Consider the following 22,913-nt stretch of genomic DNA (forward strand, 5'->3'; position numbering starts at 1 on the left):
ATGGGAATTTGGATTCTGAACGGACTTACCGTTGATGTTAATAATGTAGAGACGAAGAAACACATTTTAGTAGAGAATGATAAAATCGCACAGGTTATAGATGCTACGACAGGTGAGACCCCACAAACAGCTCATCATGAAGTCATTGATGCTGGAGGTAAGCTTGTATCACCGGGATTCATTGATATGCACGTACATTTGAGAGAGCCTGGCTTTGAACATAAAGAAAACATTGCTACGGGTACTCGTTCTGCTGCAAGAGGTGGTTTTACAACAATCGCTTGTATGCCGAATACACGCCCGGTTATTGATACGGTAGACACCGTTAACTACATATTGGACAAAGCGGCTACAGAAGGCGTCGTTCGTGTCATTCCTTACGGAACGATCACGAAAAACGAGCTAGGCCGTGAACTAACTGACTTCGCAGCATTGAAAGAAGCAGGCGTTATCGGTTATACCGATGATGGCGTAGGCGTTCAAAGCGCCCAAATGATGAAAGATGCGATGGCATTAGCTGCATCACTTGGCATGCCGATTATCGCTCACTGCGAAGATGACACTTTGGTTGTGGGAGCGCCGGTAAACGAAGGGACATTCGCAACTAAGCATGGCCTGAAAGGGATTCCGAACGAATCCGAAGCGATTCATGTTGGCCGCGATGTGTTGCTAGCTGAAGCAACTGGGGTACACTACCACGTATGTCACGTCAGCACAGAGCAATCCGTTCGATTGATCCGTCACGCGAAACAGTTCGGCATCAAGGTTACTGCAGAGGTGTGCCCGCATCATCTGCTTCTTTCCGAAGAAGACATTCCAGGGATGGACGCGAACTGGAAAATGAACCCGCCGCTTCGTACACCACGTGATGTACAGGCTGTTATCGAAGCGTTAGAAGATGGCACGATCGACATTATCGTAACAGACCATGCGCCGCATACCGAAGAAGAGAAGGCGAAAGGCATGTTGTTGGCACCATTCGGAATCTTAGGTTTCGAAACAGCATTCTCCTTGCTTTATACAAAATTCGTGCTTACAGGCAAATGGACACTTGGGTTCCTTGTAGATCGTATGACGAAAAAACCTGCTGATGTATTCGGAATTCCGTACGGAACTTTGGAAGTGGGCAGCGCGGCTGACATTACGATCGTTGATTTGGATACAACACGCGCGGTTGCCAAGGAAGAAATCGTTTCCCGCAGCAAGAACACCCCATTCATCGGTTGGGAGCTGCAAGGTTGGCCGGTTGTCACGATTGCTTCCGGTAAAGTTGTTTACTCCTAAGTTCAAGAAATAGCCTTAAATTTAAAGCCCAAATCATGAGAAGCATCTATACGATGAATGAAAAATCGTGTATATTTATACAAGAAGATTTATGTTTATGCAAGTCCGTGACATGTATTATCGTAAGCATGACATCTGCGGTTCGTGAGAACCGCCTGACAATAGCGAAGGAGTTGAAAGAACATGCAGGCAAGATTGTTGCTGGAAGACGGCACTCTTTTTACAGGAAAATCGTTCGGTAGTGAAGGTGAATCCGTCGGCGAGGTTGTATTCAATACAGGGATGACAGGTTATCAAGAGGTACTTTCGGATCCTTCATACTGTGGACAAATCGTAACGATGACCTATCCATTACAAGGGAACTACGGTGTAATTCGCGATGACTTCGAATCCGTGCGTCCATTCATCCATGGTTTCGTTGTGCGTGAGCATGAAGAAATCCCAAGTAACTGGAGAGCTCAGTACACACTTGGCAGCCTGTTGAAAGAATACGGCATCGTAGGGATCAGCGGCATCGACACACGCATGTTGACTCGTAAAATTCGTCACTATGGCGTTATGAAAAGCATCATCACTACGTCCAATAAATCCGTTGAGGAATTAATGGTAACGTTGAAAAACACGCCGCTTATGACGGATCAAGTTTCCCGTGTTTCTACGAAAAGCGTGTTCGGTGCGCCTGGCCACAAAGAGCGTATTGTACTTGTTGACTTCGGAGCAAAAAGCGGCATTATCCGCGATCTAAGCAAGCGCGATTGTGATGTTGTGGTTGTTCCACAAAACGCAACAGCTGAACAAATTCGTCGCTTAGCACCTGACGGCGTATTGCTTTCTAACGGCCCTGGGGATCCCAAAGATGTTCCACACGCAGTTGAAATGATTAAAGGCTTGCTTGGCGACATTCCACTATTCGGAATTTGCTTAGGCCATCAATTGTTCGCACTAGCTTGCGGCGCTGATACAGATAAATTGAAATTCGGTCACCGCGGCGGTAACCATCCGGTTAAAGATTTGATCTCCGGACGTTGTTACATTACATCGCAAAACCATGGCTACACAGTGAAGGAAGATTCCGTTCAAGGAACGAACCTTGAAGTGACGCACATTAACAATAACGATCGCACGATCGAAGGCTTACGCCATAAACAGTACCCAGCATTCTCAGTTCAATATCACCCAGAGGCAGCTCCTGGTCCATTCGACTCCAGCTACCTGTTCGATGATTTCATCTCGCTGATTCGTCAGCACAAACTAGATAACCCACAGCAGCCGCGCCAAGCGCAAATGCTTGCTCAGTGGAATGCTTCCACGGCATCGACATCTGTGAAGGAGGAACTGCAAAATGCCTAAAAACAATACACTCAAAAAGATTCTCGTGATCGGTTCCGGTCCGATCGTTATCGGTCAAGCGGCAGAGTTCGACTACGCGGGTACGCAAGCTTGTCAAGCATTGAAAGAAGAAGGCATGGAAGTTATCCTGATCAACAGCAATCCAGCTACGATCATGACAGATACGAACATGGCTGATAAAGTATACATCGAGCCGATCACGTTGGAGTTCGTGACACAAATTATTCGCCAAGAGCGTCCAGATGGTTTGCTACCAACATTAGGTGGTCAAACGGGTCTGAACATGGCAGTTGAACTAGCTCGTGCAGGCGTTCTTGAGAGCGAGAACGTGAAGCTTCTAGGAACACAGCTGACAGCGATTGAAAAAGCGGAAGATCGTGATCTTTTCAGAGACTTGATGAGAGAACTAGAGCAACCGGTACCAGATAGCGTTATCGTAACGACAGTGGCTCAAGCGGTTGATTTTGCAAATGAAATCGGCTTCCCGATCATTATCCGTCCTGCCTACACACTAGGTGGAACAGGCGGCGGTATCTGTAACACGATGGAAGAACTTACGGAAATCGTTGCTTCCGGGATTCGTTACAGCCCAATCGGTCAGTGTCTTGTAGAGCGCAGTATCGCGGGTATGAAAGAAGTCGAGTATGAAGTAATGCGTGATGCGAACGATAACTGTATCGTTGTGTGTAACATGGAGAACTTTGATCCAGTTGGCGTACATACAGGCGATAGTATCGTAGTAGCACCTAGCCAAACGTTGTCGGACCGTGAGTACCAAATGCTGCGTTCCGCATCCTTGAAAATTATTCGTGCCTTGAACATTGAAGGCGGCTGTAACGTACAGTACGCGCTTGATCCACATAGCTTCCAATACTACGTCATCGAAGTTAACCCGCGTGTTAGCCGTTCATCGGCGCTTGCTTCCAAAGCAACGGGCTATCCGATTGCGAAAATGGCAGCAAAAATTGCAATTGGTTACACGCTTGATGAGCTTGTTAACCCAGTTACTGGGCAAACGTATGCTTGCTTCGAACCAGCACTCGATTACATCGTATCCAAAATCCCACGCTGGCCGTTCGATAAATTTACTGCGGCTAACCGTAAACTAGGTACACAAATGAAAGCGACTGGGGAAGTTATGGCGATTGGTCGTACTTTCGAAGAGTCCATTCAAAAAGCTGTCCGCTCCCTTGAAATCGGCGTTCACCGCTTATTCTTGAAAGAAACGGATTTGCTGGATAAAGAAACATTAGAACTTCGTCTTCAAAAACCAGATGATGAGCGTCTGTTCTTACTAGCAGAAGCGTTCCGCAGAGGATATACCGTGGAGCAACTGCAAAATTTGACGAAAATTGACTGGTGGTTCTTGAATAAAGTAGGCGCTTTGATCGCTTTTGAAGCTGAAATTTCAGGTAGTGATCTGACGGCTGAACTTATTTTCGACATTAAGCGTAAAGGCTTTACAGACCGTGCTGTTGCGGAAATTCGTACATTGGCTGGTTGCTCGACTTTCACGAAAGAAGCAGATGTAAGAGCATTCCGTTTGCAACATAACATCAAGCCTGTATACAAAATGGTAGATACGTGCGCAGCTGAGTTTGAAGCTTCAACGCCTTACTACTACTCCACATATGAGCAAGAAGATGAAGTGACTGAAACGACGAAGCAAAAAGTTGTTGTTCTAGGATCGGGTCCAATTCGTATCGGTCAAGGGATCGAGTTCGATTACTCCACGGTTCACGCTGTGTGGGCGATTCAAGCAGCTGGTTACGAAGCGGTTATTATCAACAACAACCCAGAAACAGTTTCAACGGACTTCAACACATCCGATCGCTTGTACTTCGAGCCATTGTTCTTCGAAGATGTGATGAACGTTATCGAGCGTGAGCAACCTATCGGTGTTATCGTACAATTCGGTGGACAAACTGCGATTAACTTGGCAGCACCACTACACAAAGCTGGCGTACGCATCTTAGGTTCTGATCTTGAAAGTATCGATACAGCGGAAGATCGTAAGAAATTCGAAGCACTTTTAAGCAAAATTTCAGTTGCACAGCCTCCAGGAGGTACAGTAACTTCTGTTGATCAAGCGGTAGGTACAGCAGCGAAATTTGGTTATCCGGTTATCGTTCGTCCTTCTTACGTACTTGGTGGACGTGCTATGGAAATCGTCTACTCGGATGAAGAGCTTTTGAGCTACATGGAGTATGCGGTGAAAATTAACCCAGAACATCCGGTTCTCATTGACCGCTACATGCTTGGTAAAGAGGTAGAGGTTGACGCGATTTGCGATAGAGAAACGGTTCTAATCCCAGGGATCATGGAACACGTGGAACGCGCAGGGGTTCACTCTGGTGACTCCATTGCGGTATATCCACCACAATCCATCTCGGATGAGATTAAGCAACAAATCATTGATATCACGACGAAAATCGGTCTTGAGCTGAATGTCGTTGGTCTTGTGAACATCCAGTTCGTTATTCATAACGATCAAGTGTATGTGATCGAGGTTAACCCACGTTCATCCAGAACAGTACCTTTCTTGAGCAAAGTAACGAACATCCCGATGGCGAACGTGGCAACACGCGTAATCATGGGCCAATCGCTTGCTGATATGGGTTACCAAAGTGGTCTATGGCCAGAAGATAAATACGTTTCTGTCAAAGTGCCTGTATTCTCCTTCGCGAAGCTTCGCCGTGTAGATACAACACTCGGGCCTGAAATGAAGTCCACTGGTGAGGTTATGGGTCGTGATGTTAATTTTGCCAAAGCCCTATACAAAGGCCTTATCGGTGCTGGTATGAAGATTCCTGCTGCGGGTTCCGTCGTGGTAACTGTAGCGGATAAAGATAAAGAAGAAGCGATTGAAATCTTGAAAGGTTTCTACCGTCTTGGCTACAAAATCATTGCAACAGGCGGAACTGCAGAAGCCATTGCACAAGCAGGACTTCCAGTAACGACTGTTAACAAGCTTAGCGAAGGTTCACCGAACATTCTTGACCTCATCCGCAGCGGTGATGCTCAGTTCGTGGTGAATACGTTGACTAAGGGCAAAACGCCTGAGCGTGACGGCTTCCGTATTCGTCGTGAAGCAGTAGAGAACGGTGTTGTGTGTATGACATCCCTTGATACTGTTAGAGCGCTAGTGAATATGCTTGAAGCAATTAACTTCTCCTCACGTGCAATGCCAATACATGTCTAAAGGACGGTGCCAAAGATGAGTACGTTAACTCGCAACGATGTTACCGGACGCATTATGGTCGCCTTGGACTACGCGAACGCGGAAAGTGCTGAAGGGCTGCTTAAGCAGCTCGAAGGCATTCCGTGTTATGTAAAGGTAGGAATGCAGCTGTTTTATGCTGCAGGTCCTACCTTTGTCGCGAGTCTGAAGGATCGCGGCTATAAGGTGTTCCTCGACGTGAAGATGCACGACATTCCGAACACGGTCAAGGGCGGCGCGGAGAGCGTGACGCGCCTAGGAGTTGATGTGTTCAATGTGCATGCAGCCGGAGGCAAGTACATGATGGAGGCCGCCTTGGAGGGGGTCGACAAGGCGGTGGTTTCGGGACAAGCACGCCCGATCGTGATCGGCGTGACGCAATTGACCAGCACCTCGCAACAGGTGCTGAATGACGAAATCGGCCTTGCCGGTACAACCGAGCAGGCCGTCATTCGGTATGCCCGCTTGGCGCAAGCCGCGGGGCTCCAAGGGGTCGTCGCGTCACCGCTTGAGGTGACGGCGATTAAGGCGGCGTGCGGTGACGGCTTCGTCACCGTGACGCCAGGCATCCGCCCGGCGGGGGCTGACGTAGGCGACCAGTCGCGCATCATGACGCCGGCTGAGGCGTTTGCGCAGGGGACGGACTACGTCGTGATCGGGCGTCCGATCACAGGCGCAGCGGATCCGAGAGCAGCGATTGAAGCGATTATTGAATCAATCGTGTAGGCATTTGCTTTGTAACCTTGAAAGGAACGGTGAACGTGTATGAGCAAGCTAGAAACCATCGCGCAGCATATTGCAGCGTCGTTATTAGATATTGAAGCAGTAGCGCTTCGTCCGCAACAACCTTTTACGTGGACATCGGGATTGAAATCACCGATTTATTGTGATAACCGTTTGACGATGTCCCACCCAGGAATTCGCGAAGCGATTGCTGATGGCTTCGCCCAGTTGATCAAAGAGAAGTTCCCAGAGACTGAGGTTGTTGCAGGAACAGCTACGGCTGGTATCCCTCACGCTGCTTGGGTAGCTCAAAAGCTAGGTCTGCCAATGATCTACATTCGCGATAAAGCGAAAGGGCATGGCAAAGAGAACTTGATCGAAGGTTCTGTGAAACCAGGTCAAAAGGTCATCGTGATCGAAGATCTGATCTCCACAGGTGGAAGCTCATTGAAAGCAGCTGTTGCCGTGAAAGATGCAGGAGCTGAGGCACTCGGTGTGCTTGCGATTTTCTCCTATCAGCTGGATAAAGCGACAGATGCGTTCGCGGCGGCTGAAATGCCTCTTCATACGCTTTCAAACTACTCAACCTTGCTTGAGGTCGCTTTGGAAAAAGGGAAAATCCAGTCCGAAGATATGGAACTCTTGCGTTCATGGAGAGTTAATCCATCCGCTTACGGCGTATAATTGAAGCTTCCGTGAAGAGATTTGACGAATGGTGTAGGATTCCTCTATACTATAGTGGTCTTGTAACAGACGACAAGATTTGGCGAAACCATGCAGGTTACCGTACATTCGGCACCACATTGGGGTGCAAATCTTATAATTAGAAGAAGCTCTACCTTTTCGCAAAGGAGAGCTTCTTTTTTTTGCGTTTATTGCGATAGTTGTGTTTTTGTTAGCAATTGAAGGAATGTGTGCAGGGGCTGTGACATCCATTTTTTCGGATGAAGGATGACCTGTAAGTCCACAGAAAGCTGTGTATGGGTAAAAGGGAGCTTTACGAGTGTGCCGCTAGCTAGTTCACTCGCAACGGTGATATGGGGTAATAACGCGAGCCCTAAACCGCTCATAACACAGTGTTTGATTGTTTCGATATTGCCTAACTCAAAGCCGATCTGTAAAGCGACGGCGTTGTCCTTCAGCAACCGTTCGAACTTTCCACGATAGATACAACCATGTTCCGTAACGATAAATTCTGTATGACCAAGATCCGCAAGATCGATCTGTGGTTGTTTCACCAAAGGGTGATCCAGAGGCGCAATAATCACGAGTTGTTCTTCTCGGATACGTGTACACGCGAGTGCAGGGTCTGCCGGATATTGATCCAACAGAAGTCCAATATCATAGTCTCCTTCTTTAACCTTGGTGAGGATAGAGGATTCACTGTCAGGGAAAAGTTGGATATTCAGTCCAGGGTAGAGTTGTTTCAGCTCATGTAAAAAAGGAGGCAAATAATACGCAGCTAACGAGTTAATCGTCCCGATTGTCAACGTTCCACTGACTTGATTGGCTATCATTTCTTTGGATTGATCATAGAGCTCCAGCATTTGTTGTGTTAGCACAAGTAAGCTTTCACCGGGAGGAGTAAGGCGCAATTGTCGGCCATACCTTTCGAATAAAGGGACACCATATTCACGTTCCAGCTTTTGAATTTGCATCGTAATGCTTGATTGCGCATAGCCCAATTCCTCAGCAGCACGTGTAAAGCTTCTCCGGCGGGCAACTTCCCGGAAGGTGCGGAAATAGGTCAGATCCATGATTTTCCTCCCTTTATTATCAATATTTTTGATGAGTTCTATCATTTATTATAGCTAACTGTGATGTTAAGTTCCATGCTAAAGTAAATGTACAAACAAACGATGCAGGGAGATGGTTATTTTGCTACAAGAAAAAAACCTACAGGGGATTTATGTACCCATCATTACCCCCTTTGATGAAGAATTTGAAGTGGATGCCGCATCCTTTTATAATCAGTCGTATAACTTGTTTCAAGATGAAATAGATGGGTTGGTCGTCAACGGGACAACAGGAGAATCACCGACCATTTCGCAAGACGAGTTGGGTGTTTTATTTGCTGCCGCACAAGCCGCTCGTGAAGCAGCACATGCTGATGTGCCTATCATTGTAGGAACAGGAACGAATGATACGCGTTCAACTGTTCGAAAAACAGAGGAAGCAGGCAAACTAGGTGCGGAAGCCGTATTAGTTGTGGTTCCTTATTATAACAAGCCAAGTCAGCAGGGGATTATAGAACATTTTCGCCGGGTAGCGGAGGTTGGTGTACCTGTGATTTTGTATGAAGTGCCGCATCGCACAGGTGTGACACTTGAGCTTGATACCGTGCGATCTATCCTGGATATCAATGGTGTCATTGGGATGAAGGATAGCACACCGAACATTGGACTTGTCACGGAGTTGACTAGACTAGGTTCAAAACCAGTTCTGTGCGGCGAAGACACCTTGCTATATGCTGCGTTACAGGCTGGAGCCAAGGGTGTCATGAGTGCGTCAGCGAATGTGGAGACCGAGAAGTTCGTATCTTTTATCCGCAGCTTTGTTGAGGGGGCACATGCCCAGAGTCATCGGGAATTTGCGGAGTTGTTACCGCTGATTCGTCTGCTATTTCAAGAGCCGAATCCAGCTCCAATCAAATGGTTGCTTCAACAACAAGGCGTCATCGCGTCTGGCGCGTTACGGTTACCTCTTTTGCCAGTGACAGAGGGGTTACAAGCGAAATTAGCAGCTTACTTATAATGTAGGGGGCGTCACAAGAGATGAATCGAACTAGAGTGTTTACGGGCTCGCCTTGGGAACCTGTGGTCGGTTATTGCCGAGCCATTCGTGTAGGTGACCGAATTGAAGTGGCAGGCACAACGGCGATGAAGGATGGCGAGGTGGTCGGTGTAGGCAACCCCTATGAGCAAACGCGATTCATTCTTCAAACGATTGAACAAGCGTTGCAGGAGTTAGGTGGTCAGCTTTCCGATGTGGTGCGAACCCGGATGTTCGTAACGGATATTTCGTTATGGGAAGAGTTCGGCAAGGCGCATGGGGAATATTTCCGCGATGTGCAGCCAGTGGCCACGATGGTCGAAGTGAAGGCGCTGATTGACCCACAATTGTTGATTGAGATCGAGGTAGAGGCGATTGTGACGAAGGGATAGATGGAAAAACGATCAGCAATAAAGCGCCACAACTCCATATCACCGAAATGATTTCGCATTTCGCAGGTAGGGAGGAGTAGCGCTTCTAATCATAAACGCTCCCTTCCCCGAAAGGACGGTGTAGGCGTTTATTTTGTTTACAGAATTTATAAGTTTTGGGTTTTGGGTTCCCATTCAGCTTCTCGCTATGTGCAGAGAACTGCAAAAATACATCTTTATTAAGGAGAATAGACCGTTTATCGAGGAATTACTGCAAAAATACATCCTTTTTTACCTATATTCCATAAAAAGGTAAATATGGTGGAGGAAGATGCATATTTGCATCTTTGCTATAAGACTACGACTTTTCTAGTGGAAAAAGATGTATATTCGCATCCTTTTTAGATTCTGACTTTCCGAGGACGGAGCAGTCGTGTTTCTTATTCTAGTCGCCGACTATCCTACGCGTTTACCCAAAATAATCAGATCCCGCTCAACGCCATCTAACTCAGCGACACCAGGCAAATGCGCCCAATTGGTGAAGCCGAATTTGCGGAATAGTTGGAGGCTTGGCTCATTGTGCCCGAAAATAAAGCCTAGCAAGGATTTGAGCCCAAGCCTTGGACTAGCTTCAAGTGCTTGTTCCATCAAGTATCGTCCGATCCCTTGACCACGCGAGGCTTCATCTACGTAAATGCTCACTTCCGCTGTTGCGTTATAAGCAGGGCGCCCATAGAAGGACTGAAAACTCAGCCAGCCACAGATGCCTTTCTCATTTTCAAGCACCCATAGCGGGCGGAAGTCAGCAGAGTGTTCATGAAACCAGTGCTCACGTGAAGCTGTTGTTACAGGCTCTGTATCTGCGGTAACCATACGTCCCGCAATCGTAGAATTGTAGATACGTACGATTTCTTCTAAATCATCTAATTGTGCATCACGCAAGTGTAATGGCTTCCCCATAGCGTTACTCCTTTGTCCCTGGCTTTATCAGTGTTAGTTAGATTCTGTTGTAGTTGCAGCCAAACCCGCAAGCTTCAACCAGTAACGACTAATTGTCTCTGTCCCATTGTCCCAATTCATGAGGTGGAAATGCTCATTCGGAGCGTGCAGATTTTCGCCTGGCAGCCCAAACCCCATAAGTACCACAGGTGCATGTAATACACGTCCTAACACTTCGACAATTGGAATTGATCCTCCGCTGCGTGTATATACGGGCCATTCACCAAACGTCTCTTGATAAGCTTCCGCTGCGGCTACCATCACAGGCTCATCGATAGGTGTAATGAAAGGATTTCCTCGCAATTGGCGATCTAATGTGAGGGTCACACCTGGAAGCGTTTGGGCATGAATATGGGTTTCGACCAAATCCATAATTTCCTCTGGCACCTGTGCAGCGACTAAGCGACAGGCAATCTTGGCTGTTGCACGATTAGGGATGATAGGTTTGATTCCCTCGCCCTGAAAGCCGCCGCTCACGGATGTGATTTCAAGCGTAGGTCGGGAGGTCGTTTGTTCGTAAAAAGAGAAGCCTTGCTCCCCATAGAGTTCTGTAACGCTCAAATTCGACTTAACCTTGTTCTCATCAGGTTCAACTAGCTTGAACGCTTCTCGCTCTTTATCCGAAAGCGCAATGACTCGGTCATAAAAACCTTTTACAGCCACACGGCCATGCTCATCATGAAAAGAACTGAGAAGCTTGGACAAAGCGTGAATTGGGTTTTGTACCGCACCGCCGAAAAGTCCGGAATGTAAATCACTGTTGGCACCATCCAATGTGATTTCGAATCCTGCTAAGCCGCGAAGCCCATACATCAGAGCTGGTTTGCCAGGGCCATGCATTTGTGTATCCGAAAGTACAATGGAATCGGCTTGTAATTTGGCGGCATGTTCTTCAACGAAGGCTGGAAGATTCTTACTTGCAATTTCCTCTTCACCTTCGATGCAGAATTTCACGTTAACCGGAAGAGAGCCTTGTGTTTGTAGAAAGGCTTCAACAACTTTTACATAGAGGAGGAGTTGGCCTTTGTCGTCTGTACTTCCGCGACCGAACAACTTATTATCACGGATAATCGGTTCAAAAGGAGGTGTTTCCCACAACTCTAATGGCTCAGCGGGCTGTACATCATAATGTCCATAGATCAAAACGGTCGGTTTACCGGGCGCATTTAGCCAATCGGCATAAACCACAGGGTGACCTTTTGTAGGAATGATTTCAATGTTCTGGAGTCCAGCTTTTTGTAAAGATTGTGCAGTCCACTCCGCGCATTTCTGAATATCCGGTTGGTGCTCGGCAACTGCACTTACACTTGGAATCCGCAAAAATGCCATGAGTTCCTCTATGTGTTGATCCCTATGCATTTGTAAGTAACTTTTGATTGATTCTATCATGGGTGTTTTCTCCTTTTTCTTTTGCCAAAATAGTCTACATCACTTAACTTCCCCAAAAGCAGGGAAATTCCTGCAATTCCTGTAAACCGTCACATTTTATTTATCACATGGTCAAATAGTTGTTTTTATAAATCCCAAAGTAGGTCTGCACATTACATGCTAATAAGAGAACCTTTTTATGGATAAGCTACATGTAACGATCTAACAGCCATGGAGGGATACGCATGAACTGGATATACTGGGCGAAATTATACGATTCGAAGTTTCAAGCAGGCGTTTTGGCAAAACGAATGGAAGAAGATTGGTGGATCTATGGGTACGAATGCCCGCAAGAAGTAGAAGTGTATAAGTCGAAAAAAGGACGCTTTGGCGTCAGATACAATACGTAAACCAATTCCATCTGCATAAAATTAACGCTTGACTAAGACATCTCCGTTAGTGTATATTTATTTTTGTCGCTGTTGAGCGGCATACATGACGCGGGGTGGAGCAGCTCGGTAGCTCGTCGGGCTCATAACCCGAAGGCCGCAGGTTCAAATCCTGCCCCCGCAACCAAATTTCATTAGGGCCTATAGCTCAGTTGGTTAGAGCGGTCGGCTCATAACCGATTGGTCGGGGGTTCGAGTCCCTCTGGGCCCATAGTACGGAAACCCTTGGTAGATAAGGGTTTTTATTTATTTTAGAGACAATTACAAGCCTCTCGTTCTCATCAATGTTGATGGGAATGAGGGGCTTGTTTTTGCTTACTCAGTAGCATCATCCAGATTCGCAGACCTGTCGCCCAGAGCGTTACAGAGGAGCCGAAGCCGATAAAAATAGACCGGGGCACTATAGAAACATGGCCAAACGTACCGTCGATTGGTATATTTAAAGAAATGATACCTAGTAAACAGAGTACTGCACCTGTACCATAATAAAATTTTTCTCGAAATAAGGAAGCTAAAGGAAAGAAATGAATGCCAACAATCATCGCCATGATAGGGAAAAAGACTTCAAAATGATCGAGTGTATTACAAATGACACTTGCAAGAAAGATCGCAACGCCTTCCAACCCAAAAACCAAACCAAATTTTTGGTTCAATCGTTTCGTATCTTCCTTTTCTTCCTGTGTTACAGCATGACGTATACTACGCGATTTGACAAAAAGTGAAATGGCTCCACTAAGTAAGATAAGGGTTACGATAGCTGAAAGCATAAGTGGCCATGGAGCTCCAAGTTGATGGGAACCAACAATACCAATAGATGACCAGAGCGCACCAAAGAACGTCATAAACATGACACCATTGGCAGCACCCAAGACATTCGCTTTCGATAGTTTTACAAGTTGACTCATCATTCACCATACTCCTGACATGTTTAATTTGGCAGCTACGCCATGACATAAAAAGAGTTAATACTTTGTTAATAATCCATTTAGATGGATTCAATAAGCGTATTATAAAATAACTAATAAGGAAACGTTTCCCGCAAATTATTTCTATATAAAGGAGAAAAGAGATGAAACTTAGTAAAAAATCAATTACCGTACTTTCTTTTACCGTTGGAGCATGTTTATTTGTATCTACGGCATTTGCTGATGCGCTGCTTGGATCTGGATATGACCGATTGAAGGATTCAGTGAAAAATACGGCTTCTGTGATGGAAAAGGGTCTTAATAACTACACGGTTGAGACGATGTATACGTTGAAAGATAATGATCAAATTTTACTCCAATCTTCAAATTTCCAGAAGATGGATACGGCGAACCAAGTCAAAGAGAATAAAGAGGTAACGAAAAACGCCAAAGGTGAAACGACCTCCAGATATATGTATTCCGACAAGAAGCAAACGATAGACAAGAACGAATTGGAGAATACATATTATGTATTTGATCATTCGGGAGATGTGAACCAAAACCGTAGAGGACCTGCCGATTTCGAGAACCCTTTTAATCAAAAAGGTGCAAGTGAGGTAGAGAAAATCGTCGATGCCGTAGTTGGTTCCTTGAAAGATTATGTACAAGTTGAAGAAGGAGCAGACGGCGGTAAAGTGTTTTCTGGAAGTTTGTCCGAGGCACAAGTGCCGGCACTCGTGAATGCCGTATCCTCCTTCGGTATTAAACAAATGCTGGATAATGAAAGAGATTTACCAGCTATAGAGAGCGATATTTTCGTGAAAAAGGTTATCGGTACGGCAAATGAAAGTAAGAATGGCTATCTAGAAAATCTAACGGGTGAGATCACGCTGTCAGGTAAAGATAAAAATGGGGTTCAGCATGACTTAAACCTCAATGTGATGCTAAAGCTGTCTGAGATTGGCAGTACGAAGATTAACAAGCCTGATCTTAGCACGGCTAAGGTTGAGAAGGTTAGTCAGAATAGTGGGTTCAGCACTAAATATGTGGGAACCTATCAAAACGATATTATTATGGACAAAGACGGTAAATTCACGAAAATTGGTGAGAGAACAGTTAAAATCACAAGCGTAGAGGGCGATAAAATTTCTGGATCGTATTCCGAAACTGTCATTCCTGGTTTTGAGGGCGAGTATCCAAACAAGGATGCATTTAATTTTGAATACAACCTAGCGACGTCTCCTATGTTTACTTACACGGATTCAAAAGGTGAACAGAAACAAGGAATGGTACATCCTAACCAGCCAGGTAAGATTTATTTTGATATGAATCTTGCAATTAGAGATAAAAATGATTACAAACAAAGCAACAGCATGAAGCCATTCTATGATGGAGAATTTAGACGCGTATTTGAATAGGAATGATTCTCAGGAGGCTGCTTATGCGGCTTCCTGAGCATTTTTAGGGAGATGAGATGAATTGACAGTCAAGGCGATTGAAATAACGGGCTTAACCAAGTCATTTACGAATGGCCGGGGCATTAGCGATTTGAACTTAGATGTCGATCAAGGGGATATCTTCGGTTTTCTGGGACCTAACGGCGCAGGGAAAACCACTGCTATGAAGATGATAACAGGTCTTATGAAGCCTGACAGAGGCGATGTGAAAATTTTCGGAGCGAGTGTAGCAGAAGATTATGTCAATGCCATGAAATATGTAGGCTGTATTATTGAAACAGCGGAGTCATACCCCTATTTGACAGCGAATGAAAATTTAAAGTTGTTTGCAAGATTTTATCCAGGTGTTGATCAGCGAAGAATAGATGAATGTCTTGAAATCACGGGAATGTTGAAATATAAAAATGAGAAATCCCAAAAGTTTTCGCTCGGAATGAAACAAAGACTCGGTATAGCGGCGGCGATTCTGTCCAGACCGAAACTGTTAATTTTGGACGAGCCACTAAATGGGTTGGATGTAGAAGGCATGCTAGAGATGAGGAAGTTGATTAAACAACTCTCGCAGGAAGGTACGACTTTCTTTATTTCAAGTCACTTGATTCACGATGTGGAATTAACATGTACGAGAATTGGTATTATTTATGGCGGCAAGCTGGTGAATGTCGAATATACCCAAAATATTCTGTCGTTCTATTCATCGCTTGAGAATTATTTTGTTAGTGAGGTGGACAGGAATGGAAGGGTTTAAGGCTGCATTTATCAATGAAACCGTGAAGTTGCTCAAAAAGAAAAAAATAATGGCAGCCGCGATATTGTCCATTCTTGCCGTACTGATCGGTCAAATTGCTGTCACGACGATTAAGCATGGCTTTGGATTACGAGTAGTAGGGAGTGTAGAATTTCCTATTGCTGTGCTCACGTTTATTTCTTACACGTTATTACCACTATTTGCTGTTTTTGTGGCAATCGATATGTTTAATGGTGAATCTTCATCGAATACGATGAAAATAACCCTATTGAGACCCGTTTCCAGGTTCGGTGTGTTTAGCGCTAAGGTATTGAATTTAGCCTTATTTATTGCTGGTAACTTATTGTTTATTATGGTGCTTTCGCTTCTAGCTGGGTTTATTTTTAACCCTTCGTCTGCCAGTTTGGTTGGGATTTTTAAAGTGATGGTGTCCTATGGTTTAACTTTTTTTCCTGTATTTGTGTTTGCGCTGATCGTCGTACTGTTATCCAACCTCATTCAGGGTGGACTGGCTGTATTTTTCCTCGCTATCCTTGTGTTTATTGGATTTAATTTTCTTGGCATTGTATTCTCATCGTATTCGAGCTTTTTTATTACGTCGATGTTTGATTGGTATACACTCTGGATCTCTGAATCGATCAATTTCTTCAAAATCATCCGTCAGATTCTAATCATGTCCGGTTGTGGTATCATGTTATTTACGACGGGCTATTATTTGTTTGACAAGAAGGATATATAGGAAGGACGTCTAGAAAGGAAACTACATGCACTTAACGAAACGTTTTTTCACGATGAATACATTGGCCGTGCTGCTCTCCATTGGATTGACGATTCTGGCTGTCATCATTTTTGTTGCAGCGTATGCGAAAGTTTTTGGGCGCGAAGCCAGTATAAAAGAATTTCAACATACGTTCGAGGTCCGGGCAGCCATCAGTGAAATCAAAAGAGAAGCGCAGACCTTTAAGTTCGAGGAACTTTTGGATAAGAAATACCAACAAGAGTTGTCTGAACGTGTGAACGTTTTGGATGCGAGTGCAATCATTATTCTGAATCGAGAGGTTTTGTTTACCACTCATAATTTTAACAAGATTGAAATAGAGAAAAGCTTGATGCTGACCAGTGAGTCTAATCGTGATGAGTTAGAGCTTGATGGCAGCATGTATATGTTTAATCGAACGGACTACAAACTCCCGTCTGGCGACAGAGGTGTTCTATTGTTGCTTGCGCCAATCAAGATTAAGACCAATTTATATTGGTCGCTTGGTATCTTTACGGTCAGCTTTTTCACGGTTGTTTTTATGCTCATGAATTTTTGGATTTCCTATAAGTTCTCCCGCGGGATAATTATTCCGATTTCCAGGTTAAAGGATGCTGCGATCAAAATTAGGGAAGGCGATCTAAGCAGCGAGATTGCGGAAGATGGCGAAGGCGAGATTCGGGAATTGGGCCAAACTTTGGAGTTAATGCGGATTAAGTTGAAGGAGTCTGTTCATTTACAACAAAAATATGATGATAACCGGAAGTTTCTTGTTTCAAGTATTTCTCATGACTTAAAGACGCCAGTAACTTCCATTAAAGGATATATTGAAGGTATTATTGATGGGGTAGCCAAGACGCCTGAGAAAATGGAGGAGTATCTCGAAACAGCGCGTTCCAAGGCAATTTTGGTCAATGCGATGATTGATGATCTCCTTTTATACTCTAAGCTCGACTTAAACCAGCTTCCGTATCATTTTGAAAAGAGTGATCTGGCCAGTTATTTCGAGGATTGCGTGGCAGACCATAAATATGAATGTGAAAAAGCAAATGTGTCGATTGCCTTAATGAATGAACTCAAGGAGCCTGTCAAAGTATTAATTGATGGTGAACGATTAAAGAGGGTCGTGCAAAACATTATTGACAATGCCATGACCTATGCTGGAAAAGAAAATGGCAAGATTGACATTATCCTTAGGGAAACTAGAACTTCTGCTATTATTGAAATCAAGGATAATGGAAACGGGATACCGGAGGATAAGCTTCCCTTCATTTTTGAAAGATTTTATCAAGTGGATCCATCAAGAAAGAGCGGTAGTGGTTTGGGTCTTGCGATCGCCAAGCAAATCGTTGAAGGACACGATGGAAAAATATGGGCTAAAAGCACGGTGGGTGAGGGTACCGGGATTATGATATCACTGAAAAAGTTCTAAATAGGTTTGGAGGTTATGATGAACAGAATTTTAATTGTTGAAGATGATCAAAGTATTGCTAATCTACAAAGGGACTACCTTGAACTGAGTGGTTACTCGGTTAAGATGGTGAATAACGGGGCAGCTGGTTTGAGAGCGCTCAAAGAGGAAGAGTTTAAGCTTGTTATCTTAGATATCATGCTGCCTGATATGGATGGGTTTGAAGTGCTGAGAACGATCCGTGAGCAGGATGATATTCCGGTGCTGTTGGTATCTGCGAGAGCAGAGGAAATTTACAAGGTTAACGGCTTAGGTCTAGGTGCGGACGATTATATCACAAAGCCTTTCAGCTCAGGTGAGCTGGTTGCACGTGTAGGTGCCCATCTTAAGAAGTTTGAGCGTATGAAAGAGCGATTTGGCAAAGGGAATGAAGGGACAACGATCCAAATTCGGGGACTTGAACTTCAAAAGGATGCCCGGAGAGTTTTTGTGAACGGTGATGAAGTGGTTCTTGCTCAAAAAGAGTTTGACCTGCTTCTATTTTTAGTACAATACCCGAATCGAGTATTTGGCAAAGAAGAGCTATTCGAGCGGATATGGAGAATGGATGCGATGAGTGACGCTTCTACGGTAACGGTTCATATTGCCAGAATTAGAGAAAAGATTGAGGAAATCCCATCGAAACCTCAATACATAGGTACGGTTTGGGGATCGGGATATCGGTTTATGGTTTAAAATATAAAAAGCCTGTGGATGCGTATCCCCAGGCTTTGTTGTTATTCAACAGTCAACGGCAGTCTGACTTCAATTAAGGTTCCTTCATTTATCTTGCTTTGATACGTAATATGGCCATGGTGTTGCTTAATTATCTTATGACTGATCATGAGACCGAGCCCCGTACCTTTTTCTTTCAAACTATAAAAGGGCTGACCTAAACGGGGAAGCATGTCCTCGGCTATACCACTGCCCTGATCTTTAAACATGATAACGCACTCATTCTCCGAATCTTTGTGCAAGCTAATGTGAATTTCACCGCCATTAGGCATGGATTCGATAGCGTTCTTTAAAATATTCAGAAAGACTTGTTTGATTTGATTTTTTTCACAGGTAAGCAGAAGAGTGGATTCTTCGCAAAAAAGCTTGATTTCAATATTACGCAAAAGAGCCTGTGGAGAGAAAAACTCGATCGTAAAGACAATCAATTCTTTTATATCCGTTGAAATAAGTTGAATAGCTTGGGGTTTGGCCATGGAGAGCAGCTCACTCGTGATGGTTTCAATACGCTCTAGCTCACTAAGGAGCAAATCATTATACCTAATCGATGGATTTTCCTTTTTGTACATTTGAATAAAACCTTTGATGGTTGTAAGGGGATTGCGAATTTCATGTGCCACACCTGCGGCCAATTCCCCAACGATGGATAGCTTCTCAGACTGCAAAAGGAACTCTTCCGCTTTCTTGCGTTCGGAGATATCTCGGCTAATAATTACGATATGGGCAATGTTGCCACAATCTGCTTTGACTGGCATGCAGCGCGATTCAAATTCGATCCAATGACCTTCATTGTGTTTAAACCGAAATTCCATGGAGTGCGACTCGAATTGTTCGAACATGTTTTTTATTCTAGTCAGGAACATCAACACATCATCAGGGTGTACGAACTTACATAATTCTGTACCTTCCAATACAAATTCCTTATAGCCCAGTACAGTCTCATGGGAAGGTGAAAAGTAACTGATGGAGAGATCTTTATCCATAATCATGATCAGGTCCGATGTATTCTCAGCGATGAGTCGATACTTAGATTCACTAGCTTCTAGGGTTTGCTCGATGTGTTTTTTCTCTGTGAACATTCTTCGGACTCTCTCATTAGATTCAATGAGTAGGCTTCCTAGGATGACACCTAACATTACAAACAAGAGATATTGCCCATGAAACAGTGGTTGCTCTGTTAAAATATGGAAAGTGAATACAGTGAATATATAGAGTGCAATATAGGCACCGAATAGCGTAATGCTTTTTTTTAGTGGTGAAAGATGAGAGATATAGGCATGTATGAGCGAGAAAGCAACCATGATGATTGCCCAGCCTACGATGGCTGGCGTCCAATTTCCGCCCGTATACAGCCTTACAAGTAACGAGAAGAAGCCAGTAATTAACCCTGGGACTGGCCCCAGATAAGCAAAAACAAGAATGACAGGGGCATATCGGATGTCGTAAGTAAATCCTTCTTGCTTGACCGCTAGGATTACGAGAACAATCGAAACAAGTCCCCCATAAATGCCTACCCAAAGGCGAAGCAGCTTTAGCGGCCGATGGTTAATGTAGGAACGTATCACTAATGGCGTGCTGACAAAGAGCGAAAAAATAGATAGATTAACAATGTAGTCATAAAGAAACAATATACTCACCCGTATCTAGTTATTATGAATACTCCTATCTATCATAAACCCGTATGGCTATGATTTCCATATAATTCTTCTTGTGCGCAATCTTGTAAAAATACATAGCATCTATTATATTGGATGAAAAGCCTTGAAGGAGTCAGTTATGTGCCGAAATATTAAGCCACTTTTCAATTATGAACCAGCAGTAACGGAGGATGAAATTCGTGCTGCATCTTTGCAATTTATACGCAAAATTTCAGGATTCACAGAACCTTCCAAAGCGAATGAGGCAGCATTCCAGTTGGCCATTCATGAAGTAGCGCAAGCTGCACAGAAATTAATGGACTCTCTGGTGACGCATGCAGAGCCCCGTAATCGTGAAGTGGAAGCGCAGCGCGCGAAAGAACGAAATGCAATCCGATTTGGTACGAAAGAGGACTAACGGATAGAAGCGTACAAAGAGGGTGCCAGATAGAAATAAACAGATTGAAGCAAGGGCTTTTCTCCATGGAGAGGAGCCTTTTTTCGTGCCCGAAAATGGGACGTTAGTTGCATGTAAGTGTCGGGAGTCGCTCTTTTGGCATATGCTAAGAATACCAATTGGAAAGTAGGTGATTGCAAGTGACGAAAGGGTTTGATTGTTCAACACCGCTTACGGCACAAAGAGCGGCTGCTTTCGTCGGACAAGGATTCAAATTTGTCGCCAGGTATTTGGTGCCAAGTGGAGCGAAGGCATTAAAAAAAGCAGAGGCTGATGCCGTTAGCGCAGCCGGTTTACAGTTGGTTTCCGTGTATGAGACGACTGCAAATCGTGCGTTAGGCGGGAGAAGTGCTGGTTTGGCAGACGGAGCAACCGCGTTACAAGTTGCGGCACAAGTGGGCCAACCGGCGGGGAGTTGTATTTATTTTGCCGTTGATTTTGACGTATCTGCAGCCCAAATGCCAACGGTCATTGCTTATATTAAAGCAGCGAGTGAGGCGACACCCGCTTACACGACAGGTGTTTATGGTTCTTATGCCGTGATGGAGGCTGTCTATGCTGCGGGTGCTTGCTCACGATTCTGGCAGACCTATGCTTGGAGTGCAGGGAAGAAATCGACGTTTATTCATATTTATCAATATCTCAATGATGTCATGGCCAATGGTATTGCGATTGATTATGATGAATCTTACGGGAATGAAGGCTGGTGGAATACACGCATTACGCCCGAACCTCCTAGCTATCCGATGAGTGCGAAAGATGCTAATGCGATCATTCCATTCCTTTCAGCAGGGTATGGGGCTACATCCTCAGTCCCTGCACAGAATGAATTCCATCGACTTGCGAATGAATTACGGAAGGCTTCGGGTCAAAGTTTGGAATAGAATCGAAGGCGAAAGAAAAAGAAATATTAAAACTAAAGAATAGAAAGAAAAGCCCGGCTGTTTTGGAACTTCCAAATTGGCCGGGCTTTCGTCATTGGATGACTGCACTGCGTATGTACCATCGATCTTGCACGGAGGCACGTTCAAGATGAAAGAGAACGCGGCGACTCGACACCGCGGAAGCTCGAGCCGCGGTCATCGTCACGTCGACCGCGGTGTCTAGTTGCAGGAGCTGGGATACATCCTGCTCCGTGAACTTGGACAGGCGTCGCATGCTTCGCACATGCATGGCCTGTTCTTGCCCTGTGGTGACCTGTAGCAGCTGCAGGTCACCTTGATGTGCTGCGCTGATCCATACGTCGATCAGCGCCCAGGGCGAGAGCTTGCTGACGTAGTCCAGCAGTAAGCCTGCGGCTCGGTGCACCATGACCTGGTGCGCCGGGTCAACGGAGCGGGAGCCGTGAGTCACGCTCCCGAGGAAGTGAATGCAGAAATGACCGTTGAAGTCATTTCCCGGTATACCATCACCGCCATGCGGCATGCCATGCATGGAGGCGGCAAGCGTGCGGCCGTTCAGCTTCACTAGGACCGCGCGGCGGTCCCAGCTCCATTGGCCGCCATAAATGCTTTTGAGCGTCGCGGAGTCGGTTTTCGTGAGCGGCTGCACATCCGCATGGTGGGAGCCCGCGCGACGCTGTCCGTCGAAGCTAAGGCCGCTTTCCACGTCGAGGATGGAAAAAGAGCTGAATTTGGGAAGCACGAGACTTGCTTCCTCCCATGTGAGCAGTTCGCCATAGTGCTTGGCGCGAAGCGTTTGTACATGTGCTTGGAGAGTTTCCTGTACTTTACTAGGCAGCTTGATGATTTGCCTTGCCGCCAAGTCGATAACCTCACCAGAAGGGGTTACACCCAACTGTACAGTTTGATTCTTCGTGTTGTAGCGCAGCGTTGTATCTGGAAGTATGGGTTCCGTATAGGGATCTCCGCTGAGGCTGGCTTCAAGTGCACGTTTTAACGATTTATCTTCAATCGTTACCTCCGTCTGATAAGCAGCTCGGGGTGATGATGCAACAAGTAATACTATCGAGTCGGAATCAGCAGCGGGTTCGTTTTTTAATGGTGCGCTATCATTTGCTAAGGCGCTATGACCAACCGATTGCGTCAATAGGAGCGCAAGAAGGAAGGTGATAAGTAAGGTTCGATGCCGGTGTGTAGAGCGGACTGAAGACATGTGAGAGCTTCCTCCTTAATCGTATAGGATTGCCATAGTTAAGTGTTTACTTTTTAGTATGATTTTATAAAAACGAATCCTAGACGAAACATGTTCCTTGATCGAATTCATGTATG

Annotated in this window: 21 protein-coding genes and 2 tRNA genes; 17 read left to right on the plus strand and 6 right to left on the minus strand. The window is 45.1% G+C overall.

Translation table 11 applies throughout. The annotated features are described in order from the left end of the window. The 5 genes from pyrC (at window position 1) to pyrE (ending at window position 7,261) form a co-directional block, all read left to right on the plus strand. Window positions 1–1,284: a dihydroorotase gene (gene pyrC, locus AC58QT_RS01855; RefSeq protein WP_497407467.1), complete on the plus strand. Its 1,284-nt coding sequence runs from the start codon at window positions 1–3 to the stop codon at window positions 1,282–1,284. Between the two features lie 183 nt (window positions 1,285–1,467). Continuing rightward, window positions 1,468–2,634: a glutamine-hydrolyzing carbamoyl-phosphate synthase small subunit gene (gene carA, locus AC58QT_RS01860; RefSeq protein ID WP_497407468.1), complete on the plus strand. Its 1,167-nt coding sequence runs from the start codon at window positions 1,468–1,470 to the stop codon at window positions 2,632–2,634. Continuing rightward, complete coding sequence (carB, locus tag AC58QT_RS01865; RefSeq protein ID WP_497407469.1) at window positions 2,627–5,836, plus strand: carbamoyl-phosphate synthase large subunit; 3,210 nt, start codon at window positions 2,627–2,629, stop codon at window positions 5,834–5,836. The genes carA and carB overlap by 8 nt, the downstream gene beginning before the upstream one ends. 15 nt (window positions 5,837–5,851) lie before the next feature. Then, on the plus strand, window positions 5,852–6,580 hold the full coding sequence (pyrF, locus tag AC58QT_RS01870; RefSeq protein WP_497407470.1) for an orotidine-5'-phosphate decarboxylase: 729 nt from the start codon (window positions 5,852–5,854) through the stop codon (window positions 6,578–6,580). A gap of 39 nt (window positions 6,581–6,619) precedes the next feature. Beyond that, the gene (pyrE, locus tag AC58QT_RS01875; protein ID WP_497407471.1) at window positions 6,620–7,261 is read left to right on the plus strand and encodes an orotate phosphoribosyltransferase; all 642 of its coding nucleotides are present in this window, start codon (window positions 6,620–6,622) and stop codon (window positions 7,259–7,261) included. 188 nt (window positions 7,262–7,449) lie between these two features. Here the strand turns inward: pyrE and AC58QT_RS01880 are convergent, their stop codons facing one another. Next, window positions 7,450–8,334, minus strand: coding sequence for a LysR family transcriptional regulator (locus AC58QT_RS01880; protein WP_497407472.1), 885 nt, complete (start codon window positions 8,332–8,334; stop codon window positions 7,450–7,452). Between the two features lie 112 nt (window positions 8,335–8,446). Here AC58QT_RS01880 and dapA point away from each other — a divergent pair, with 112 nt between their 5' ends. Together dapA and AC58QT_RS01890 are read left to right on the plus strand one after the other, a co-directional pair. After that, window positions 8,447–9,331: a 4-hydroxy-tetrahydrodipicolinate synthase gene (dapA, locus tag AC58QT_RS01885; protein ID WP_497407473.1), complete on the plus strand. Its 885-nt coding sequence runs from the start codon at window positions 8,447–8,449 to the stop codon at window positions 9,329–9,331. 20 nt (window positions 9,332–9,351) lie between these two features. After that, window positions 9,352–9,741, plus strand: a complete 390-nt coding sequence (locus AC58QT_RS01890; RefSeq protein WP_497407474.1) for a RidA family protein — start codon at window positions 9,352–9,354, stop codon at window positions 9,739–9,741. A 435-nt stretch (window positions 9,742–10,176) separates the two neighbouring features. Here AC58QT_RS01890 and AC58QT_RS01895 read toward each other — a convergent pair whose 3' ends face one another. After that, window positions 10,177–10,680 (minus strand): GNAT family N-acetyltransferase, encoded by a 504-nt coding sequence (locus AC58QT_RS01895; RefSeq protein WP_497407475.1) that lies wholly within the window; start codon window positions 10,678–10,680, stop codon window positions 10,177–10,179. Window positions 10,681–10,713: 33 nt separating this feature from the next. Next, window positions 10,714–12,108 (minus strand): dipeptidase, encoded by a 1,395-nt coding sequence (locus AC58QT_RS01900; RefSeq protein WP_497407476.1) that lies wholly within the window; start codon window positions 12,106–12,108, stop codon window positions 10,714–10,716. 224 nt (window positions 12,109–12,332) lie between these two features. Between AC58QT_RS01900 and AC58QT_RS01905 the strand changes: the two genes are divergently transcribed. The 3 genes from AC58QT_RS01905 to AC58QT_RS01915 all read left to right on the plus strand — a co-directional run bounded on the left by AC58QT_RS01905 (window position 12,333) and on the right by AC58QT_RS01915 (window position 12,747). Continuing rightward, the gene (locus tag AC58QT_RS01905) at window positions 12,333–12,497 is read left to right on the plus strand and encodes a hypothetical protein (RefSeq protein WP_164483565.1); all 165 of its coding nucleotides are present in this window, start codon (window positions 12,333–12,335) and stop codon (window positions 12,495–12,497) included. Between the two features lie 89 nt (window positions 12,498–12,586). Beyond that, window positions 12,587–12,663, plus strand: a tRNA-Met gene (locus tag AC58QT_RS01910). Window positions 12,664–12,673: 10 nt separating this feature from the next. Then, window positions 12,674–12,747: transfer RNA gene (locus AC58QT_RS01915), tRNA-Ile, on the plus strand. 70 nt (window positions 12,748–12,817) lie between these two features. On the opposite strand, the gene AC58QT_RS01920 is transcribed toward AC58QT_RS01915, so the two are convergent. Beyond that, complete coding sequence (locus AC58QT_RS01920) at window positions 12,818–13,444, minus strand: DUF7010 family protein (RefSeq protein WP_497407477.1); 627 nt, start codon at window positions 13,442–13,444, stop codon at window positions 12,818–12,820. Window positions 13,445–13,605: 161 nt separating this feature from the next. Here AC58QT_RS01920 and AC58QT_RS01925 point away from each other — a divergent pair, with 161 nt between their 5' ends. From AC58QT_RS01925 to AC58QT_RS01945, 5 genes are all read left to right on the plus strand, one after another. Beyond that, window positions 13,606–14,859, plus strand: coding sequence for a hypothetical protein (locus AC58QT_RS01925; protein WP_497407478.1), 1,254 nt, complete (start codon window positions 13,606–13,608; stop codon window positions 14,857–14,859). Window positions 14,860–14,920: 61 nt separating this feature from the next. After that, window positions 14,921–15,646, plus strand: coding sequence for an ABC transporter ATP-binding protein (locus AC58QT_RS01930; RefSeq protein ID WP_310227107.1), 726 nt, complete (start codon window positions 14,921–14,923; stop codon window positions 15,644–15,646). After that, entirely contained in the window at window positions 15,633–16,385 is a 753-nt protein-coding gene (locus AC58QT_RS01935) for an ABC transporter permease (protein ID WP_310227109.1), read from the plus strand. The genes AC58QT_RS01930 and AC58QT_RS01935 overlap by 14 nt, the downstream gene beginning before the upstream one ends. 25 nt (window positions 16,386–16,410) lie before the next feature. Further along, a complete protein-coding gene (locus AC58QT_RS01940) occupies window positions 16,411–17,835 on the plus strand; it encodes a sensor histidine kinase (RefSeq protein ID WP_497407479.1) in 1,425 nt (474 codons plus the stop codon). A gap of 18 nt (window positions 17,836–17,853) precedes the next feature. Further along, complete coding sequence (locus AC58QT_RS01945) at window positions 17,854–18,549, plus strand: response regulator transcription factor (RefSeq protein ID WP_497407480.1); 696 nt, start codon at window positions 17,854–17,856, stop codon at window positions 18,547–18,549. Window positions 18,550–18,590: 41 nt separating this feature from the next. On the opposite strand, the gene AC58QT_RS01950 is transcribed toward AC58QT_RS01945, so the two are convergent. Further along, a complete protein-coding gene (locus AC58QT_RS01950) occupies window positions 18,591–20,216 on the minus strand; it encodes an ATP-binding protein (protein WP_497407481.1) in 1,626 nt (541 codons plus the stop codon). Window positions 20,217–20,364: 148 nt separating this feature from the next. Between AC58QT_RS01950 and AC58QT_RS01955 the strand changes: the two genes are divergently transcribed. Then, window positions 20,365–20,643, plus strand: a complete 279-nt coding sequence (locus tag AC58QT_RS01955; protein WP_497407482.1) for a DUF2277 domain-containing protein — start codon at window positions 20,365–20,367, stop codon at window positions 20,641–20,643. A gap of 179 nt (window positions 20,644–20,822) precedes the next feature. Continuing rightward, the gene (locus tag AC58QT_RS01960) at window positions 20,823–21,566 is read left to right on the plus strand and encodes a DUF1906 domain-containing protein (RefSeq protein WP_310227115.1); all 744 of its coding nucleotides are present in this window, start codon (window positions 20,823–20,825) and stop codon (window positions 21,564–21,566) included. 91 nt (window positions 21,567–21,657) lie between these two features. Here AC58QT_RS01960 and AC58QT_RS01965 read toward each other — a convergent pair whose 3' ends face one another. Further along, window positions 21,658–22,797: a hypothetical protein gene (locus AC58QT_RS01965; protein WP_497407483.1), complete on the minus strand. Its 1,140-nt coding sequence runs from the start codon at window positions 22,795–22,797 to the stop codon at window positions 21,658–21,660. Between the last annotated feature and the right edge of the window lie 116 nt (window positions 22,798–22,913).

The sequence above is a fragment of the Paenibacillus sp. J31R109 genome, from assembly GCF_059692055.1.

What these genes read in the sequence shown, in the direction of transcription:
- pyrC (WP_497407467.1), top strand. Translation starts at nt 1, where the DNA reads ATGGGAATTTGGATTCTGAACGGACTTACCGTTGATGTTAATAATGTA.
- carA (WP_497407468.1), top strand. Translation starts at nt 1,468, where the DNA reads ATGCAGGCAAGATTGTTGCTGGAAGACGGCACTCTTTTTACAGGAAAA.
- carB (WP_497407469.1), top strand. Translation starts at nt 2,627, where the DNA reads ATGCCTAAAAACAATACACTCAAAAAGATTCTCGTGATCGGTTCCGGT.
- pyrF (WP_497407470.1), top strand. Translation starts at nt 5,852, where the DNA reads ATGAGTACGTTAACTCGCAACGATGTTACCGGACGCATTATGGTCGCC.
- pyrE (WP_497407471.1), top strand. Translation starts at nt 6,620, where the DNA reads ATGAGCAAGCTAGAAACCATCGCGCAGCATATTGCAGCGTCGTTATTA.
- AC58QT_RS01880 (WP_497407472.1), bottom strand. Translation starts at nt 8,334, where the DNA reads ATGGATCTGACCTATTTCCGCACCTTCCGGGAAGTTGCCCGCCGGAGA.
- dapA (WP_497407473.1), top strand. Translation starts at nt 8,447, where the DNA reads ATGGTTATTTTGCTACAAGAAAAAAACCTACAGGGGATTTATGTACCC.
- AC58QT_RS01890 (WP_497407474.1), top strand. Translation starts at nt 9,352, where the DNA reads ATGAATCGAACTAGAGTGTTTACGGGCTCGCCTTGGGAACCTGTGGTC.
- AC58QT_RS01895 (WP_497407475.1), bottom strand. Translation starts at nt 10,680, where the DNA reads ATGGGGAAGCCATTACACTTGCGTGATGCACAATTAGATGATTTAGAA.
- AC58QT_RS01900 (WP_497407476.1), bottom strand. Translation starts at nt 12,108, where the DNA reads ATGATAGAATCAATCAAAAGTTACTTACAAATGCATAGGGATCAACAC.
- AC58QT_RS01905 (WP_164483565.1), top strand. Translation starts at nt 12,333, where the DNA reads ATGAACTGGATATACTGGGCGAAATTATACGATTCGAAGTTTCAAGCA.
- AC58QT_RS01920 (WP_497407477.1), bottom strand. Translation starts at nt 13,444, where the DNA reads ATGATGAGTCAACTTGTAAAACTATCGAAAGCGAATGTCTTGGGTGCT.
- AC58QT_RS01925 (WP_497407478.1), top strand. Translation starts at nt 13,606, where the DNA reads ATGAAACTTAGTAAAAAATCAATTACCGTACTTTCTTTTACCGTTGGA.
- AC58QT_RS01935 (WP_310227109.1), top strand. Translation starts at nt 15,633, where the DNA reads ATGGAAGGGTTTAAGGCTGCATTTATCAATGAAACCGTGAAGTTGCTC.
- AC58QT_RS01940 (WP_497407479.1), top strand. Translation starts at nt 16,411, where the DNA reads ATGCACTTAACGAAACGTTTTTTCACGATGAATACATTGGCCGTGCTG.
- AC58QT_RS01945 (WP_497407480.1), top strand. Translation starts at nt 17,854, where the DNA reads ATGAACAGAATTTTAATTGTTGAAGATGATCAAAGTATTGCTAATCTA.
- AC58QT_RS01955 (WP_497407482.1), top strand. Translation starts at nt 20,365, where the DNA reads ATGTGCCGAAATATTAAGCCACTTTTCAATTATGAACCAGCAGTAACG.
- AC58QT_RS01965 (WP_497407483.1), bottom strand. Translation starts at nt 22,797, where the DNA reads ATGTCTTCAGTCCGCTCTACACACCGGCATCGAACCTTACTTATCACC.